This is a genomic window from Kamptonema sp. PCC 6506 (genome assembly GCF_000180455.1).
GTDB classification, from domain to species: Bacteria; Cyanobacteriota; Cyanobacteriia; order Cyanobacteriales; family Microcoleaceae; genus Kamptonema; species Kamptonema formosum.
Genome location: NZ_CACA01000374.1, coordinates 1 through 16876, shown reverse-complemented (window position 1 = coordinate 16876; position 16876 = coordinate 1). Strand labels below are relative to the sequence as shown.

The following is a 16876-nucleotide window of genomic DNA, read 5'->3' as shown; positions in this document are numbered from 1 at the left end:
TATTATTTTACCAATGCCTAATTCCGACCAACTCCCCTTTACCACCCTCACTTGCTCCGCCTGGCAAAGTAGAATCAGTTACCCAACTCCAAGCGCTCCCCTCTATTCTAATGAGCGTAAATTTGATACAGTATAAAGTTTACAACTAACTTACTATAGTACGGCGGGGTGAAAATTATGAATCAACGTCCAATTATGCTCGGTATTGTTGGTGATAGTGCGGCGGGCAAAACAACTCTGACGCGAGGTATTGCTCAAATATTGGGAGAGGATAGCGTTACCGTCATCTGTACAGATGACTATCACCGATACGACAGAAAACAGAGGGCCGAAATCGGGATCACAGCTTTGCACCCCGACTGCAACCACTTGGATATCATGCAGCAACACCTAACTCTGCTGCGAACCGGACAACCCATCCTCAAACCAATTTATAACCACACGACGGGTGCTTTCGATCCCCCGGAGTATATTAAGCCGAGTAAATTTGTGATCATGGAAGGGTTACTCGGTTATGCTACTCGCGGAGTGAGGGAATCCTACGATGTTAAAGTTTACCTGGCTCCCCCTGAGTCACTACGCGCCCAGTGGAAGATCAAGCGCGATACTATGAAACGGGGCTACACGGAAGAACAAGTGCGAGCAGAACTAGAAAAACGCGAGCCTGATTCTGAAGAGTTCATCCGTCCTCAAAGGAAAGCAGCAGATGTAGTGGTTACATTTTACCCGCCCGATGAGAAAGATGCTTCTAATCTTAACGTGCGCTTGGTACTCAGACCAACTATTCCTCATCCTAACTTTACCGAGATTTTAGATCGAGGTAGTCCCAGTTTTAAACCCGCAATTCGCTTGGGATTGGATCGGGATATGGGTAAACCTGTTGATGTTTTAGAAGTGGATTCTCACGCCACTAGCGCACAGGTGAATGAATTAGAGAAGATTCTCTGTAATGAAATGCCTCACTTGCGCGGATTTTGCAGCATGGAAGGCAACCCTGAAATTGGCAAACTTGTGGGTACAACTGGGGAAGTGCTTCAGAGTTATCCCCTAGCTTTGACGCAATTGCTTATTGCTTATCACATGATTAAGGCAACGCAAGCTTATTAAGAAAAAAACCCGGTTTCTTGAAGAAACTGGGTTTTTTGGCTATATTTCGGGGAAACTTTTTTATGCTTTTGAAGAAGGGGCTAGGGGCTAGGGGCTAGGGGCTAGGGAAGAAGGAGAGGGAGATGGGGAGATGGGGAGGATGGGGAGGATGGGGAGGATGGGGAGAAAATTTCCCCAATTAACAGTTAACAGTTAACAGTTAACAGTTAACAGTTAACAATTAACAATTAGCAGTTAACAGTTAACAATTAGCAGATTGTTCCTCATGCAAATAAAAGCTACTATAATTTCTTATTGGTTTCATTAAGTAGGATAAGATGTTGTGCTTAACAGCACAAGGAGTTTTAGGGGAACTTTACCAACTCTTTAAAAAATCGAGGTTGTTTTCTAGTTATATAAAGTTACAGTAAAGTTTTCCGATCTCTAAGATAGCTAATTTTTTCTCTCCCTTCATCCCTCTTCCTTCATCCCTCTTCCTTCTTCCTTCTTCCTTCTTCCTTCATTTAATAAATTACTTGGGCATCAGCTATTTTCCACACGCCATCCCAATACTCTAAACTGTAGCGAACCAGTTTGGTATTAAAACTACTATTCTCGACTTGACCATTTTGATAAAGGGTGACATCTTCGGTAACTCTAACTTCTATAGTTGCTTTGTTTCCCGATGCTGCAAACCGTTCGACGGATTCAACTTTTTGCACGCCGTAGCGATAGTAAGCCTTGTTATTTTTCAAATACTCAATGGCTTTAACAGTGTCGGCATACAAAATACCTGTAGTCAGGCTAGCAAGGCTTTCACGATCGAAGGGGGGAGCAAATACTTTTTGCTTGACATCCAGCCACCGACTAATGATATCGGCAGCTTGTCCTAAAGTAAGGGCTGCACTGTTGGTGTTAGCTTGAGTAAGAATTATACCTTTTGTTGGGGAAGCAGTGCTCAAAGATATCTCTGGATTCTCCTTAATTAGAGGAGAGTTGAGAGTTGGCCAATTTTCCTTAAAAATGGGGAAGGTAGTAGCTTGAATTGGCGTTACTGAGTTCAGAGGAATTAAGAATGCTGCGATCGCGAAAATTCTCAGTTTCATTTTTGTGCGGGAAAATAGGCAATTTCCACTGATGGCGTTAGTTGACTTTGGGGTGCAGGTAGCATTTCGCCTCGGAAGTCTAATAGTTGGACGAGGATGAGGTAGGCGATCGCTAAAAATACAGAAATCGCACCAGTGACAATAGCAATAATCTTCGATCGATCCATGTCCAGCAATATGTAGGCACATCTATATGTCTATACTATCTCAAATTGGGAGGATTCGCGATCGCGCCTCGAACCAGATTAGAATCAGAGATAATATACAACAGAGGTAAATATGTCAACGGCTATTGACATCGGGACGCTGATTGTTTCTACGCCCGGAACCTGCGGGGGTCGTCCCCGAATTGAGGGAAGTAGGGTTTCTGTTCAGAGAATTGCAGGTTGGTACAAAATGGGATGGAATGCAGAGGAAATCGCTAACCGGATTGGACATTTGACTTTAGGACAAATTTATGCAGCTCTCACTTATTATCACACCAATAAAGACGAAATAGAAGCGTATCTAGCTGCCGAACAAGCAGATTATGAGCATTTTCACTCTATTTATGGAGTTGGCAAGCAGCTATGAGTCAGATTCGTTTATACATGGATGAGGATGCAATGGATCGGCAACTCGTCCAAGCTTTGCGGGTGCGGGGTGTAGATGCGATTACCGTTGGTGAGCTTGAAATAACAGGGACTAGCGATGAAATACATCTGGTATTAGCAAGTGAGCTAGGCAGAGTCATATACACTTTTAATGTGGGAGATTTCTGCCGTTTGCACAGTACATTTATGGCAGTAGAGAACTCTCATGCAGGCATCATTATCGGAGCGCAACAGCAATACTCTGTAGGTACTCAGTTGCGTGGGGTCATGAGATTAATAGCTGTAAAGTCAGCAGAGGAAATGATCGGTCAACTGGTGTTTCTGAGGGATTATATGGGCGATGATTAGAAATGTAAACTATTGGGAATTTTCCCTGCTTGCCGCAAGCGATCGCGCCTCAAACCAGATTAGAATCAGTATTAAAAGCACAGACTAACGCCCTCTATGGATACTGCTGTAGATTTAATCCCCATCAACAAGCCAGAACCAACTCCAGCGGTAGAAACCTCTCAACTTGGCAAGCTATACCGCACTGGTTTTTGGATGAATCAAAAAATTGAATCTCTCAAAAGCTGCACTCTGACCGTCTTTCAGGGGGAAACTTTCGGACTTTTGGGCCAAAACGGTGCGGGAAAAACTACCCTGCTGAAAACGCTGCTAGGTATCGTGCGGCCTACATCTGGGTGGGGGCTGCTTTTGGGTCAACCATTGGGCGATCGCACTGTCAAACAGCGAGTCGGCTACCTCCCAGAAAATCCCTATTTCTACGATTATCTCACTGGCTGGGAATTCTTACAGTTTACCGCTGGATTGTTCCAAATTCCAGCCTCCGTGCAGCGCCAGCGCATTCCCGATTTGTTAGACTTGGTGGGGCTAGCTAAGTCAGCAGCAATCAAAAAACAGTTGCGCCAATATTCTAAAGGAATGCTGCAAAGGATTGGCATGGCTCAAGCACTGATTAACGATCCAGTGTTAGTATTTCTCGATGAGCCGATGTCGGGCCTCGATCCGATGGGACGCTATCAAATGCGCGAGATTATTTTATCTCTCAAAGCCCAGAAGAAGACAATTTTTTTTAATAGCCACGTCCTCTCAGATGTGGAACAAATCTGCGATCGCATCGGTATCCTCGCCCAAGGCGAGTTAATCTGTATTGGCAACCTTAATGAACTGTTGGGAACAACTGAAACCTACCATGTTAAAGGTAAAGGTGGCCATTTAAACGTACTTAAAAAATGGGTACCCGATTTAGAACTGGAGGGTGAGGTCTGGTACGGTCATTTGCAAGCTAGTCCCCAAGATTTTATCGCTACTCTCACTCTGATGGGAGCACAATTGATAGGTATGAACCTAGCTAGACCTAGTTTAGAAGAGTTTTTTCTTCAGCAGTTACAACAGCGTGGTATCCATTCCAGTAGTTGATCTGGGAACCGCCATCATAACTCTTGACAATTTTATTGTTAGCACTTACAGGACTTACGCAACCAACCACAGAAACCTGGTTTTTTGACGAAAATACTTCGTTCTGCCTCCTGCCTCCTGCCTCCTGCCTAACGCAATAATTCCTCTAACTTTTGCTGATTCCATAAGGACTGGTAAAGCCCTTTTTCCTGCACAAGTTCTCCATGAGTTCCTGTCTGGATAATTGCACCGCTATCCATAACAAAAATGCGGTCAGCAGTAGCAGCCGCTGACATTTGATGAGAAATAAAAATCACAGTTTTGCGCTGAGTTCCAGTTGCCAAATTTTTTAAAATATCCGTAGCAGTTTGATTGTCAACACTAGATAAAGCATCATCCAAAATCAAGACTGGTGCATCAATTAACAACGCTCTAGCTAATGCCATTCGCTGCCTCTGTCCGCCTGATAGCATAATTCCACGTTCCCCAACTACTGTTTTATATTGCTGGGGAAAATTCAGGATTTCCGAGTGCATTTGTGCTTGTTTCGCCGCCTCTTCAATCTCTGGTTGCTCTGCTAAAGGATTGCCGTAGCGAATATTATTTTTGATGGTGGTACTAAATAGGAAACTTTCTTGAGGGACGTAGGCAATCGCGCCCCGCAAATCTACTAACCGCAGTTGTGTAATATCTTTACCATCTAAAAACAATTGGTCGATTCCAATATCTAACAAACGCGGTAAAGCATTAGCTAAAGTTGACTTCCCAGAGCCAATTTGCCCGACAATAGAAACAGTTTCTCCGGGTTTAATTGTGAAGTTGACATCCTTGAGAGCCGGCGTTTTAGCTTCAGGGTAAGTATAGCTCAAGTTACGTGCACTTAGCCAACCTTTGATTGGTTTTGGTAATTCGACGGGAGTAGCAGCATCTTTAATTTTTGGCTCAACTATGAGAATTGACTCAATGCGATCGATACTGACTTCTCCTCGTTGGTAAGCTGTGATTGTAAATCCCAGCAGTGCAGTCGGGAAAACTAAACGTTCCACGAACAAAAGTAGAGCAACAAAATCACCGATACTGATTTCACCACTGGCGATCGCACCAGCACCTACAGAGAGCACTACCAGCAAACTTAAACTGGCTAAACCGCCGAGTATAGGAAATAGTAAATTCCGAGTTTGAGCTAATTCTAAATTAGCCCCCAATAACTGCTTAGTAGAATCGCGAAAGGCTTTTCTTTCGTTCTGTTCTTGAGCGTAAATCTTAATCAAAGAAATGCCGCTCATATCCTCCTGAATCAAATCGCTAATACTGGAAAGTTCCTCTTGTACATTTAACTGCTGGATGCGAAGCTTATCGCTGAATAATTGCACCAAAACTAACATTAAAGGATAAACGCTAATGGCTAAGATAGTTAACTTCACATTAATCCCTAACATCACAGGTAAAGTCAAGGCGTAAGCAAATGCTGTATTAGCTAAACTCAAAACCGCAAAACCCACTAAGCGGCGGATATTCTCCACATCAGAAGTAGCGCGATTAATTAAATCTCCAACTGTGTTACCAGCAAAATAGGATGGTTCCAATGTCAAAAGACGATTAAAAATCTTTTGTTTGAGGTCAAATTCTACCTGACGACCCACCCCAAATAGTAAGATCCGCGATAACATCCGAATTGCCCACATGATGGAAGCGAGCACAAAAATTAGCAACGAATAGTGTAAAATTCGGTCGAATTTAACCGCAACTTGGAGCTCGTCAATTCCATTGCGAATCAGCAAGGGAATGTAAACCCCTACAGCATTAACAACCAACAGAGATAAAACGCCCCAGGATGCGTTTTTCCAGTGGGGGCGCAGGTAGGCAATTAGTTTTTGCAGTCGTCGAGAATCAGCCATCTATCGAGTTTAGAATTTAGAATTGAAATTTTAAATTGGGTGTCAGGTGCGGTACAGCAGCAGGATAAAGCTCGGATACAGAAATAATTTCAATTCCGCCATCTAAAATCCCAAATTACATCCCATCTTACCCCTCTCCTATATTAACCTAATACCTTCAGCTTGTTTATTTTTCTATCTAAAGGGGGAGAATACCCCAGCCAATCTTTCCCGAAAACGCGCGATCGCCGCCGAATAGAGCAGGGGACTAGCATCTGCCACATAGGGGTATCATTATGTCGAGACTAGAAGACAATCAAATCAGATTTCGCGGCTTTTGCCTGAATGGGCGTTTGAAAGGAAAGGAGATTGAGGGTACGATTAACCTTGATTCTGGGCAATTTCGGAGAGGAGAAGGATCTGGATTTGGTTCTCTTGTGATTTTACTACTGTTAGCGTTGGGGATTAATGTTCTGATCGTTAATAGGGGAGAATTTAGCGATTCTCGCTCTCCTGAAGAGGCCTCTCAAGTGTTAGAGGAATCGGATGGTCAGAATTTTCTGGATCGGGGTACTTTGGTAGAATCAACTCGCGATCGCGAATAGGAGAGGTTTCTTTAAGTTGGTTAAATTTGAAATAATCTAACCCAACCAGCCCCGCACAAAATAGTATAAATATGCGAAGTCTTCCTGGATGATTCGCGTAGTAATAGATAGTGCTTGGGCGCTCGGAAAAAAGTCTACTACCATTAATCTACGCCTGGGTTTAGCATTTAGCTCAAAGGTGTAGAAATCTGTGGGAGCCGGAGAAACCCTCATTTTTTCCTTAATAAATGTTCGGGTAGCGCGGCCCATTTGAATTGCAGAGGTCACAAGGATGATTCTATCCCCAAGACCTTTATTATTTAATATTATTCTAGTTTGAATCGCACTTTCATGCAAGTTTTTGGACTTGGTTTCTAGGATAATATCTTCTGGTAGTACACCCATTTTTACCAGTAGTCTCTTAACATCAGCAGCTTCAAGAACATGACCCTCTAGATCCGGCCTATAACCTGCGCTGACAATCAGATAGGGGGCTAAACCATGTCGGTATAACCTAGCTGCATAGGCAATGCGATCGCCAGCATCAGTTAGTTGAATTTGAGTGCGGTAGGGGATTTTAGGCTCGGTTGTTCCCTGACCAACTAATACTATTGCTCCTACTTTATTTTGACAGCAGGTTTCAATTTGAACTAGTTGTATAGCTTCTCTTTCTGCTTGCTCAGCTAGTGACAAAGCAACTAATGGGTTGCTAGCAACAATTAATAGTAGCAAAGCTGATATAATTCTTTTCGGGGCTGGGTTTCTGACACCTCCGCTGACTATGCCTGTTGTTGCGAAAATTAAAAGTAAAACTGCTAATCCTAGAGGTGTCGTCAGTAAAACGAGCAAACCGCTTCGCACCGCCGATGCTAACTGACTATTAGGTGTAAAAATTCCTATTATTGCCAATGTTACGATTAGGGATACCATTAAGAGTACGACTAATGATTCGTACTTATTTTTATCCTTTTCGTCCGGCAATATTGGAGCCAGTATATTGGAATATATAATATAAATAAATACTAAAAGTATTAAAATTGCTCGAATCATAATATCTTTGGTAATTGATAATTGGTAATTGGTAATTGGTAATTGGTAATAATCCCTCCCCATCTTCCTCTTCTTACCCTTCTTACCCTAGCCCCTAGCCCCTAGCCCCTAGCCCCTTCTTCCCCTAGCTATTATCTACGTTTTAACTCATTCCGAATGGCTTGCACCACAGTTTCAATTACATTAACGCGAGCATAATATTTGTCATTAGCAGGTATCAAAGTCCAGGGAGCCGCAGGTGTACTCGTGCGCTGAATCATTTGATTTACTGCTACATCGTAGAACGGCCACTTCTCTCGATTCCGCCAATCTTCATCGGTGAGTTTGTATTGCTTAAAAGGATTTTCCTGGCGATCTGTAAACCGCTTTAATTGCTCTTCTTGGCTGATGTGCAGCCAGAATTTAATTAAAACGCAGCCGGCAGAAGTCAATTGTTCTTCAAACTCATTAATCTCTTGATAAGCACGTCGCCATTCGGTTTCCGTAGCAAATCCTTCAACGCGCTCAACCATTACTCGACCATACCAACTCCGGTCAAAAATTGCTATTTTTTCGGCATTTGGTAACTTGCGCCAGAACCTCCACAGGTAGTGATGGGCTTTTTCTTCATCTGTTGGTGCGGCAAAGGCATTTACTACATAACTCCGAGGGTCTAAAATGTCGGTTAAGCGTTTAATTGCTCCTCCTTTTCCGGCAGCATCCCAGCCTTCAAATAAGATTAATACTGACATTTTTTGTTGATGAAGACTCTGTTGCAATTTGCCGAGACGTACCTGTTCTTGACGGAGTTTTTGTTTGTATTCTTCAGATGTTAATACTTGAGAAAGATTAACTTGGGCGAGAAAATCTGGTTCTGTGGGTTCGAGGCGGTTTTGAATTGTCACTGCTAGGGGAGGACTTTGCAGATGGAGGCGATCGAGCGCTTCTGTAATTGTGGCGGCCATTTGGGTTAAAACTTTGACTCTGGCCCAGCGTTGACAATCTCCTTCTACTAATGTCCAAGGTGCGGGGCCCGTGCTGGTTTGTACGACCATTTCTTCGGCAAAGGTTCTATATTTGTCGTAATTTTTGGCTTGATGCCAATCTTCTGGCCGCACGCGCCATGCTTGCAATTTGTCGCTTTCTAATTTTTTGAGTCGGCCTTTAAGTTCTTTTTTGCTCAGGTGTATCCAGAATTTGGCGATCGCAGCGCCGTCATCTACCATTTGTCGCTCAAAAGCGTTAATTTGCCGCATTACCATCGGTACTTGAGCATCGGAAACGCGCTCAAATAATCGATCTTCTAAGACGTGGGTGTACCAACTGTGATAGAAAAAACTCATTTGTCCGCGAGCGGGAAGTTTCTGCCAAAACCGCCACAGGAAGGGATAGCTGCGCTCTTCATCTGTTGCAGGCCAAATGGGATGAACTGTAAACCCGCGCGGGTCGATGTATCCTACCATTTTTTTGACGAGGGCACCTTTTCCCGCAGCGGCCCAACCTTCGAGCACGAGAATTACGGGTAATTTTTTTTCCCAGCAGGCTTTTTGCAGCGATCGCAACTGCTTCATCAAAACTTCGATCTTAGAATCGTAGGTTTCTTTATCCAGGGATAAATTCAAATCGAGGTTGTCTAACATCAGCTTATTTTTGAGAATGAGGGAACGCAGGCGGAAGTTTTGAGGAGTGGTAGGTGAGATTCTGCGGGATGGGAAATTAAAACCCCAGTCTAACGCCTGTCTAAGTTTAAACTCTAAAATTTCACAAAAAAGTTATGTGCGATCGCAACTGGCCCACAATCTGTCACAGTCCACACCCCACCCATAACTTCCCAACCTAAAAACTTGCCAAAAAAAGTGGCTGCTGTTATAGTAATATTAGGGTACTTTTAAACAAGTTCGATTTCTCCCTCACCCTAGCGGGTCACTCAAGGGGAGGAAGCGAAAATCCCTGAGAAAAGATGTAATATAAAACAGAGCAAAAGTAAAAACCAAAGACTTCACCGGGGGTGAAAAATTTCTTTACTTAGCTTTTCTGAGCAGCTTTACAATCAAATCACCGTTACTTAAACAGCAGGTTTGGTGACAGTTTGAAACGCCATCTACGAAGATTGGGCGTAAATCCAGCCTGATACTGACATACAAATTACACACCAAACTACCCCAAAAGGGCAAAATTTTTTTATGAGTGCATAATTCGATAAAGTATGAAAGCCTCAGTGACAAAAAGAGGTTTCGTGACTTTATCAAGAACATTCTCAAATACTAATAGCTGTCTTCCGAGGCGGCTGTTAAAAATTCCCAATTTTTCCATAACTAAATTAAAGAAGGGACTAGGGGCTAGGGGCTAGGGGCTAGGGAAAGAGAGGGGAGCAGGGGATCTCTGGAGGAGGGGAAGCTTTTTTCCCAATTAGCAATTAGCAATTAGCAATTAGCAATTAGCCCATTCTCATACAACTGAAAACCGCTAGATCTAACATTTGCCTGATTAGGAATTAATAGGTTTGTTGGCGATATAGCAACCGCTTTCGTCGGTTAGGACGTTCTGAATTCAGATTCAATTCTCTTCTTCTCCTTCTTCCCCTAGCCCCTAGCCCCTAGCCCCTAGCCCCTAACCCCTAACCGCCTTGGCGGTTGCGATAACACCACAGACCTAAATCGCTGTACTGCTGTACTTATTTTGCAATACCCACTAAGAGGAACAGTCCGAATTACCGGATTGCAAGTTTTTTATGACTACTTTAACCATGCGCTCCTACAGGGGCGAAAGCGACTGGCGGGCGATCGCAGACTTAGTAAACGCTTGCCAAACCGCCGAACAATTAGACGAAGAAGCAACCGCTTGCGAACTCAAACTCAAACTTAATGCACCTTACCTCGACAAATCCCGCGACGTACAATTGTGGGAAACTAGGGGTAAACTCACAGCTTTAGCACTGTTAGATATCCCTGAATCAAAAATTGATATCGACGGTTATCTCTGGTTTTATGTCCATCCTTCAATGCGTGACGCAGGTTTAGAACAGGACATAATTAACTGGAGCGAAAAGCGGTTGAAGGAAGTAGGAATAGAGCGCAAATTGCCAGTTAAATTGCGTACCTACACCCGCGAAAATAATAGTTTAGTAATCCGCTTGTTAGAAAAACAAGGTTTCGCGAGCGATCGCTACTTTTTAACAATGGCGCGATCGCTATCGGAAGCAATTCCTACACCCGAATTTCCAGCAGAATTCAAATTATCTCACCTCTCAGGCGAAAAAGACGCTCAACCTTGGGTAGAGATGTTCAACGAGTCATTTATCGATCACTGGAACCACCACGATTTAACAGTTGAAACTGTACGTCAGTGGATGAAAGATACCAGTTATCAGCCAGAATTAGACTTAGTAGCGATCGCACCCGATGGTACTTTTGCCGCTTTCTGCGACTGCCAAATCAAAGCAGAAGAAAATGCCCTTAACCGCAGTAACGACGGCTGGATCGAGTTTTTAGGTACGCGGCGCGGTTTCCGACAAATGGGTTTAGGAAAAGCAGTATTACTCGCAGGATTGCATCACTTAAAAGCCGCAGGTGCAGATACCGCTAAACTCAGTGTCGATGCCGAAAGCTTAACAAATGCAACGAAGTTGTACACATCTGTTGGTTTCCGCCCTGTGGAAACTTGGCTTTCCTGGGTAAAACCATTGTAAGTCTTAACTCTGATCGCTTGTAAAAGTTTAAATCGCGGGAAAGTAATCAGTTGCTTTCCCGTTTTATTTTGTTATATCATCTGCGGAGCACAGCGAACAATGACAGATAGTAAGTAATTTGCCGGACATGATATTATTTTGTATTATTTTTGCGTTTTTCCTCTTTCCTCTTGTTGCGTCACCTCCACATAAATATGCTCCAACCGCACCGGATGACGGGCAATTGAGTCAATAGAAATGCTGTCAAAGCGCAACAAAATCTCCTTTAATTCTAGAGGTTCTGGCAACCAAAAAGCTAAGTCACTACCGTAGCGGCGGGGGGTGAAACCGCATTCTCGAGCACGCGCGATCGCTTTCTCTTCCTCCCGCGTTTTGACAAGGATTACTTCTTGCGCTGGAATCAATTTTCGCAACTCTTCCAAACTGCCCTCAGCCAAAATTTTCCCATTTTTAAGAATCCCAATTCGCTCGCAAAGACGCTCAGCTTCATCTAACAAATGAGTAGTTAATAAGATAGTAATTCCTTGTGCTTTCAAACGTAGAATTAAATCCCAAATTTCATAACGCGCTTCAATATCTAAACCCGTAGTCGGTTCATCTAAAATTACCAACTTAGGTTGATGTACCAAAGCCACAGCAATATTCAATCTTCGCTGCATTCCACCGCTGAGAGTTTCTACTGAACTATTTGCCCTGTCGATCAAATTTACGGCTTTTAAACATTGCCGCACCTGATACCGACGGAGCTTACTATCTAGCCCATAAATTTGAGCAAAAAAATTTAAATTTTCTTCGCAACTAAGGCTTTTGTAAAGCAAATTTTCTTGCGGTGCAACGCCTATTAAAGATTTAGTAGCCTCAGAGATAGGGAAATTATTGATTGTAATTTTCCCGCTATCCGCTCTCAATAAATTGCATAAAATATTGATAGTAGTAGTTTTGCCAGCACCATTAGGCCCCAGTAAACCGTAAATTTCTCCACTTAGAATATGGAGTGTTAAATCTTCAAGCACTGGACGATTACCATAAGACTTACTTAACTTATCAATTTGTAGCATTTTTTCTATACCTCAAATTATCGTAACGCTTCCCAGAGGGCCGCGTTACGGGCAATTAAAACTCCCTTAAAGTCTTCTCTCTACGCTCAACATCCGCCGATAAGACAGCCAACCGCCTCCTACCATTAAAACAGCAAATACAGATAAAAACCAGAAGTTATATCCAATATCAGACAACTCTTTACCGTTTGCCCAGACACCTATCAAGGCCTCATTCATGTGATAAATCGGATTGTATTTAGCAAGTTCTAGTAGATTTTTGGGAAATAGCGAAGCTGGCAAGAATGCACCACCTAAAATTAATAGAGGAACGCCAAAAGCCGCTACCAACGAGTTAACATCTTCAGTGCGTCGTGCAAATTGCGTACCCAGGATGAAGCCAACGCCAACATAAGAAATAATGCTTAATAAGATAATCAAACATCCCAAAGGAATAGAACCTTGAAATTGTGCGCCTAAAAATGCCGCGATCGCATATACTAAAAGTGTCTGACCAATGCCAATACAACTGTGAGCAACAAAAATTCCTAAAAAGTAAGACGTGCCACTGAGGGGTGAAATAAACAAACGTTTAAGAGTTTGTTGTTCTCGCTCTGCTACCACCGTTGCCACACTACCACCTAAACAACTAAAAAATAGCGCCGCACCTACCAAAGTTGCGGGAGCAGCACTTTCAAAAGCTTTAGCAGTTGTGAGCTTAGCACGTTCTGCCAAAATAAATCCGTTGAGAAGTAACACAGAAATTGGAAAAATACTCCAGAAAACCAAGCTTCGTCGCCGCCGCAATAATTCAGTTAAAATGCGCTGCGCTACTGCCAGCGTTTCGTGCCAGTATTTCATAAAAGGGGAAATTTGGGAAGAGATAAATCCAGTAGAGCTGGCCATGCCAACTCTACTATTTTATAGCAACCGCCAAGGCATTTAACACACTCTGATTTCCTGCCACCATAGATTCTCTTCCCTTCTTCCCCTAACCCCTCTTTTCCTATAGTCCCTAGTCCCTAGTCCCTAGCCCCTAGTCCCTAGCTATACTCCTCATTTAATCGAAAAACTTGTGCCTCGGTAGCATCCCTGAAAAGAAGTTATATTTGTGTTATTGAGCTGTTCGAGGACATCGACAAGTGACGGCGTATTAATACTTTCAGAAGGAGAACCCCATTGGTAAGTAAAATTGCCGAGGTAACTTCCATTTCCGTTATAGGTATACTGTTCGATGGGAATTCCTCCAACACCAGAAATAGTTTGTTCGTAGTATCCATTGACGATGATTTTTTCAATTTCTGCCCCTGGTTCTGCGATAATATTCCAGCGGACTGGTTCGTAAGCTGAAAGTGCAAGAACGATGCGCTTATTTTGACGTTCTACTCTTACATCAATCGTGCCAGGGGGATGATTCCCACTACTATTATCTGTTCCTGCTTCATACACACCAATCACATGAAGCTCAGTATCTCCCGTCGAAAAAGCCACATAAGCAGAAAAATCATTAGAACTGCCGATGCCACAGTTCGCATCTGGACTAACTGGCGAAACAGGAATTTTTTCCGCTAATTGTTGTTGAACAGTTGGCACTACCCACAACTTAGTTCCCGCACCTAAAGCAACTATTAAACCCACTGCAATGCCGAGGGGCACAAAATTGGTCAGATGGCGGAAAGTGTCTGAAGTTCTAAATTTTCCTAGTGTCTGTTGTACGGATTCAGCAGTTTCTTTGATGGGATTGTTATTACCATCGAGACAGGCAAGTAAAGCTAAACTTTCTGGCTGTTCGAGCAAACTTTGGACGGTTTTTCCTTCGCCGACATAGATATTTCGGCTTTGTCTGTCTAAAAGCAACCAGTTGCGATCGCTTTCGACTAACTGATAGTCTTTTATAGAAGGATTAACGAGCCGATGTTGCAAGAAAATCTGCCATGCCATATTCTTGCCAGTTCCAAAGTTTTTGCCATCAGAGTACATAAGCTGTTGGATTTCCGGCTCCCAGTGCCAAGCTACCCAACGGCTGTCTCCTTGATAGCCTAACGATTGCTCTAGTCGGGGATGAGCGGTGATGTCTAAGTGCTGAACTAAGTTTGACATGAGAGTTGTTCGCTCCTAGCAATAAAGTTTTGGCTTAACTTATCTTGGCACTTCCACCGCCAACACGCCAACAGGAATTACACTTTTTTTAAAATCCCAACCTTGAGGGTTTTATATAGCAGTTTTCAATGGTGTAGCTACTGCTCTGAATTAGCAATTAGCCATGAGCAATTACCCTGTTCTTATGCAAATGAAAACCGCTATATCATCTACAGACTTTCATTACTGCTGATTTTGAGGGCCGTTAATACTATCCCTAGTTGGTGCAGTTCCTCCCGGCCCAAAAGCACTCGAAGGAACTCTTGGCAGATTAATCCCAGTATTATCTGGAAAGTCTACGCCATCATCGGTATTAGTTCCATTAGCAGGAGATTGACTGCCATTGGGATTACCAAATGTCGGGTTTCCAATATTTCCGGGGTTAGGATTGCCACCTGTATTCCTACCCTGATTATTAGGTGTAGGGACACTTATTCTTTCGCTAGTATCAGGAGTATTAGGAGTATTAGGGTTATTCGTTGGATTAGTTTGGGGATTGCCTGGATTGGTTCTATTGTCTGAATTATTGCGATTGTTACTCACGGGAGCAGTCCTAGTGCTGGCAGCATTGGAGCCGCACAAGGTTCTTAAATCCAGAGTTGCGCCATTTGTAGTTTCGATATAGCAAATCGGTACGTAAACTTCCGGGTTTGATACTCTGGGAAACTCGGAATTTAAAGGCTGGCTGAAAGCAGCCTCCGCCATAAATGGAGTGAAGACAGCCGATAAAGCCACCATGCTATGCCATATTTTCATTAGTATTTCCTCAAGAATTCAAATCTGTTATTTCTAGTATTACCTAGAAAATATTAAGATGTCCTCATTCTCAAAGCGGATAAGTAAGTAGATTGACGTATCACCCTTCGTAACGCCGCCATCTTGGTGATAAAGAATGCTACCAAGACGGCGGTACTACCAATAGATTTTAGTACCTAATTCGCGGGTCGATATAGGCATTTAAAAGATCGATCGCAATACTAGCAACCACGACAATTGCTGCAAAAAATACGACTATTCCCTGCACTGTTGGGTAATCTCGATCTGAAATCGCCTGATAGAGTCGATTGGCTAACCCAGGCCAAGAAAATGTTACTTCTGTTAAGATTGCACCGCCTAAAAGTGCGGCAAAAGTTAATCCTAAAACTGTGATGACTGGAATTAAGGCATTTTTCAGAGCATGAGACCATAAAATCCGTAATTCGGGAATACCTCTAGCTCTAGCTGCTTCTACATAATCCGCTTGCAAAGTTTGCTTGAGGTTAACTCGCACAATGCGCTCGAAAATGCCGCTGAGGAGAATTCCTAGCGTCATGCTAGGGAGTGCTAAATAGTGTAAAGTTGTGAAAAATTGGCTAATATTGCCGCTGAGAAGGCTGTCAATAGCATATAGTCCGGTGAGGTTTTGTGGAGGGGGGAAAGTGACAGGAAATCTGGTTCCCAAGGGAAACCAACCTAACTGGACTGCGAAAATTAATTGTAATACCATACCTGCCCAAAAAGCGGGTATGGAGTAAGTGATGATGCCAAATAAACGGCCTCCGGCATCGAGGATGGTGTTGGGGTGGGATGCTGCTAGGGAACCGACGGTGACACCGACTATTACGGCTATGGCCATGCTAAATACTGCTAGTTCGACTGTTGCGGGGAAATTATCTTGGATAATTTGCCACACGGTTTGGCCGCGACTGGTGATTGAGGTTCCTAAGTTAAAACTTAGTAAGTCTTTCATGTAGTTGAGGTATTGTTGCCACAGGGGGTCGCCTAAACCAAGTTGCGATCGCAAAGCTTCTTTCACGCTGGCCGGAGCTCGCGGCCCCAAAATTGCATCTACTGGGTCGCCGGGGGTAGCTCGCAGCAGTAAAAATACTACTGTGGTAATAGTCCACAGCATCAATGGTGCCAGCATTAAACGACTGAAAATATAATATTGCAGGGCTTTAGAACGGGACATAATATTTGGTAATTGGTAATTGGTAATTGGTAATTGGTAATTGCTAATTGGTAATTGGTAATTGCTAATTGGTAATTGCTAATTGCTAATTGCTAATTGCTAAGTGTAGATGAACATAATATATTATCTGTCATTGCGAGTGCAACGTTGGCGTAGCCTACCCGTTAGGCCGAGAGCAATCTCCCTTAACCTAATGCCTCTCCCCATAGTTGCATAGTTGGGTGTTGGTGGTGCAATTAGGATGGGACTTACTACTGCGATCGAAGAAACCGGTTTTTTTACTAACAGGACTTACGCACCTAACCAAAGAAACCGGGTTTTTTACGAAAATACTTCGTTGTTACCCACAGATTCTCTCAAAAACCCGGTTTCTAGGCCAAGATTC

General features: G+C 43.2%; 16 protein-coding genes. 6 read left to right on the top strand and 10 right to left on the bottom strand.

Annotated elements, in window-relative coordinates; all coding sequences use genetic code 11:
• The first annotated feature begins 177 nt into the window (after nt 1–177).
• On the top strand, nt 178–1107 hold the full coding sequence (locus OSCI_RS27440) for a phosphoribulokinase (RefSeq protein ID WP_007358510.1): 930 nt from the start codon (nt 178–180) through the stop codon (nt 1105–1107).
• 503 nt (nt 1108–1610) lie between these two features.
• Here OSCI_RS27440 and OSCI_RS27435 read toward each other — a convergent pair.
• Together OSCI_RS27435 and OSCI_RS27430 are read right to left on the bottom strand one after the other, a co-directional pair.
• Nucleotides 1611–2192: an ARC6/PARC6 family protein gene (locus tag OSCI_RS27435; RefSeq protein WP_007358509.1), complete on the bottom strand. Its 582-nt coding sequence runs from the start codon at nt 2190–2192 to the stop codon at nt 1611–1613.
• Nucleotides 2189–2359, bottom strand: a complete 171-nt coding sequence (locus tag OSCI_RS27430) for a hypothetical protein (RefSeq protein ID WP_007358508.1) — start codon at nt 2357–2359, stop codon at nt 2189–2191. The genes OSCI_RS27435 and OSCI_RS27430 overlap by 4 nt, the downstream gene beginning before the upstream one ends.
• Before the next feature lie 112 nt (nt 2360–2471).
• Between OSCI_RS27430 and OSCI_RS27425 the strand changes: the two genes are divergently transcribed.
• The 3 genes from OSCI_RS27425 (at nt 2472) to OSCI_RS27415 (ending at nt 4207) form a co-directional block, all read left to right on the top strand.
• Entirely contained in the window at nt 2472–2765 is a 294-nt protein-coding gene (locus OSCI_RS27425) for a DUF433 domain-containing protein (protein ID WP_007358507.1), read from the top strand.
• Nucleotides 2762–3133, top strand: a complete 372-nt coding sequence (locus tag OSCI_RS27420; RefSeq protein ID WP_007358506.1) for a DUF5615 family PIN-like protein — start codon at nt 2762–2764, stop codon at nt 3131–3133. The genes OSCI_RS27425 and OSCI_RS27420 overlap by 4 nt, the downstream gene beginning before the upstream one ends.
• 96 nt (nt 3134–3229) lie before the next feature.
• A complete protein-coding gene (locus OSCI_RS27415; protein WP_007358505.1) occupies nt 3230–4207 on the top strand; it encodes an ABC transporter ATP-binding protein in 978 nt (325 codons plus the stop codon).
• Nucleotides 4208–4335: 128 nt separating this feature from the next.
• On the opposite strand, the gene OSCI_RS27410 is transcribed toward OSCI_RS27415, so the two are convergent.
• Nucleotides 4336–6084 carry an ABC transporter ATP-binding protein gene (locus tag OSCI_RS27410; RefSeq protein WP_007358504.1) on the bottom strand — a complete coding sequence of 583 codons (1749 nt, stop codon included), beginning with the start codon at nt 6082–6084 and terminating at the stop codon, nt 4336–4338.
• A gap of 275 nt (nt 6085–6359) precedes the next feature.
• On the opposite strand from OSCI_RS27410, the gene OSCI_RS27405 reads away from it, so the two are divergent.
• Nucleotides 6360–6668 carry a hypothetical protein gene (locus tag OSCI_RS27405; RefSeq protein ID WP_007358503.1) on the top strand — a complete coding sequence of 103 codons (309 nt, stop codon included), beginning with the start codon at nt 6360–6362 and terminating at the stop codon, nt 6666–6668.
• A gap of 36 nt (nt 6669–6704) precedes the next feature.
• Here the strand turns inward: OSCI_RS27405 and OSCI_RS27400 are convergent, their stop codons facing one another.
• On the bottom strand, nt 6705–7760 hold the full coding sequence (locus OSCI_RS27400) for a YdcF family protein (RefSeq protein WP_007358502.1): 1056 nt from the start codon (nt 7758–7760) through the stop codon (nt 6705–6707).
• Between the two features lie 68 nt (nt 7761–7828).
• Complete coding sequence (gene pap, locus OSCI_RS27395; RefSeq protein ID WP_007358501.1) at nt 7829–9316, bottom strand: polyphosphate:AMP phosphotransferase; 1488 nt, start codon at nt 9314–9316, stop codon at nt 7829–7831.
• 1091 nt (nt 9317–10407) lie between these two features.
• Between pap and OSCI_RS27390 the strand changes: the two genes are divergently transcribed.
• Complete coding sequence (locus tag OSCI_RS27390; protein ID WP_007358499.1) at nt 10408–11364, top strand: GNAT family N-acetyltransferase; 957 nt, start codon at nt 10408–10410, stop codon at nt 11362–11364.
• A 143-nt stretch (nt 11365–11507) separates the two neighbouring features.
• Here OSCI_RS27390 and OSCI_RS27385 read toward each other — a convergent pair whose 3' ends face one another.
• The 5 genes from OSCI_RS27385 to OSCI_RS27365 form a co-directional block, all read right to left on the bottom strand.
• Nucleotides 11508–12422, bottom strand: coding sequence for an ABC transporter ATP-binding protein (locus tag OSCI_RS27385; protein WP_007358498.1), 915 nt, complete (start codon nt 12420–12422; stop codon nt 11508–11510).
• Between the two features lie 66 nt (nt 12423–12488).
• Nucleotides 12489–13262 carry an ABC transporter permease gene (locus tag OSCI_RS27380; protein ID WP_026103712.1) on the bottom strand — a complete coding sequence of 258 codons (774 nt, stop codon included), beginning with the start codon at nt 13260–13262 and terminating at the stop codon, nt 12489–12491.
• 195 nt (nt 13263–13457) lie between these two features.
• The gene (locus OSCI_RS27375) at nt 13458–14501 is read right to left on the bottom strand and encodes a hypothetical protein (protein WP_007358496.1); all 1044 of its coding nucleotides are present in this window, start codon (nt 14499–14501) and stop codon (nt 13458–13460) included.
• A gap of 222 nt (nt 14502–14723) precedes the next feature.
• Nucleotides 14724–15296, bottom strand: a complete 573-nt coding sequence (locus tag OSCI_RS27370; protein WP_007358495.1) for a hypothetical protein — start codon at nt 15294–15296, stop codon at nt 14724–14726.
• Between the two features lie 169 nt (nt 15297–15465).
• The gene (locus OSCI_RS27365) at nt 15466–16491 is read right to left on the bottom strand and encodes an ABC transporter permease (protein ID WP_007358494.1); all 1026 of its coding nucleotides are present in this window, start codon (nt 16489–16491) and stop codon (nt 15466–15468) included.
• Nucleotides 16492–16876 lie beyond the last annotated feature (385 nt).

Bases quoted from the DNA above. Each gene is read 5' to 3' on its own strand.
- OSCI_RS27435 (WP_007358509.1), bottom strand. From the start codon at position 2,192: ATGAAACTGAGAATTTTCGCGATCGCAGCATTCTTAATTCCTCTGAAC.
- OSCI_RS27390 (WP_007358499.1), top strand. From the start codon at position 10,408: ATGACTACTTTAACCATGCGCTCCTACAGGGGCGAAAGCGACTGGCGG.
- OSCI_RS27380 (WP_026103712.1), bottom strand. From the start codon at position 13,262: ATGAAATACTGGCACGAAACGCTGGCAGTAGCGCAGCGCATTTTAACT.
- OSCI_RS27420 (WP_007358506.1), top strand. From the start codon at position 2,762: ATGAGTCAGATTCGTTTATACATGGATGAGGATGCAATGGATCGGCAA.
- OSCI_RS27405 (WP_007358503.1), top strand. From the start codon at position 6,360: ATGTCGAGACTAGAAGACAATCAAATCAGATTTCGCGGCTTTTGCCTG.
- OSCI_RS27440 (WP_007358510.1), top strand. From the start codon at position 178: ATGAATCAACGTCCAATTATGCTCGGTATTGTTGGTGATAGTGCGGCG.
- OSCI_RS27425 (WP_007358507.1), top strand. From the start codon at position 2,472: ATGTCAACGGCTATTGACATCGGGACGCTGATTGTTTCTACGCCCGGA.
- OSCI_RS27415 (WP_007358505.1), top strand. From the start codon at position 3,230: ATGGATACTGCTGTAGATTTAATCCCCATCAACAAGCCAGAACCAACT.
- OSCI_RS27365 (WP_007358494.1), bottom strand. From the start codon at position 16,491: ATGTCCCGTTCTAAAGCCCTGCAATATTATATTTTCAGTCGTTTAATG.
- pap (WP_007358501.1), bottom strand. From the start codon at position 9,316: ATGTTAGACAACCTCGATTTGAATTTATCCCTGGATAAAGAAACCTAC.
- OSCI_RS27370 (WP_007358495.1), bottom strand. From the start codon at position 15,296: ATGAAAATATGGCATAGCATGGTGGCTTTATCGGCTGTCTTCACTCCA.
- OSCI_RS27385 (WP_007358498.1), bottom strand. From the start codon at position 12,422: ATGCTACAAATTGATAAGTTAAGTAAGTCTTATGGTAATCGTCCAGTG.
- OSCI_RS27400 (WP_007358502.1), bottom strand. From the start codon at position 7,760: ATGGGGAGGGATTATTACCAATTACCAATTACCAATTACCAATTATCA.
- OSCI_RS27410 (WP_007358504.1), bottom strand. From the start codon at position 6,084: ATGGCTGATTCTCGACGACTGCAAAAACTAATTGCCTACCTGCGCCCC.
- OSCI_RS27375 (WP_007358496.1), bottom strand. From the start codon at position 14,501: ATGTCAAACTTAGTTCAGCACTTAGACATCACCGCTCATCCCCGACTA.
- OSCI_RS27430 (WP_007358508.1), bottom strand. From the start codon at position 2,359: ATGGATCGATCGAAGATTATTGCTATTGTCACTGGTGCGATTTCTGTA.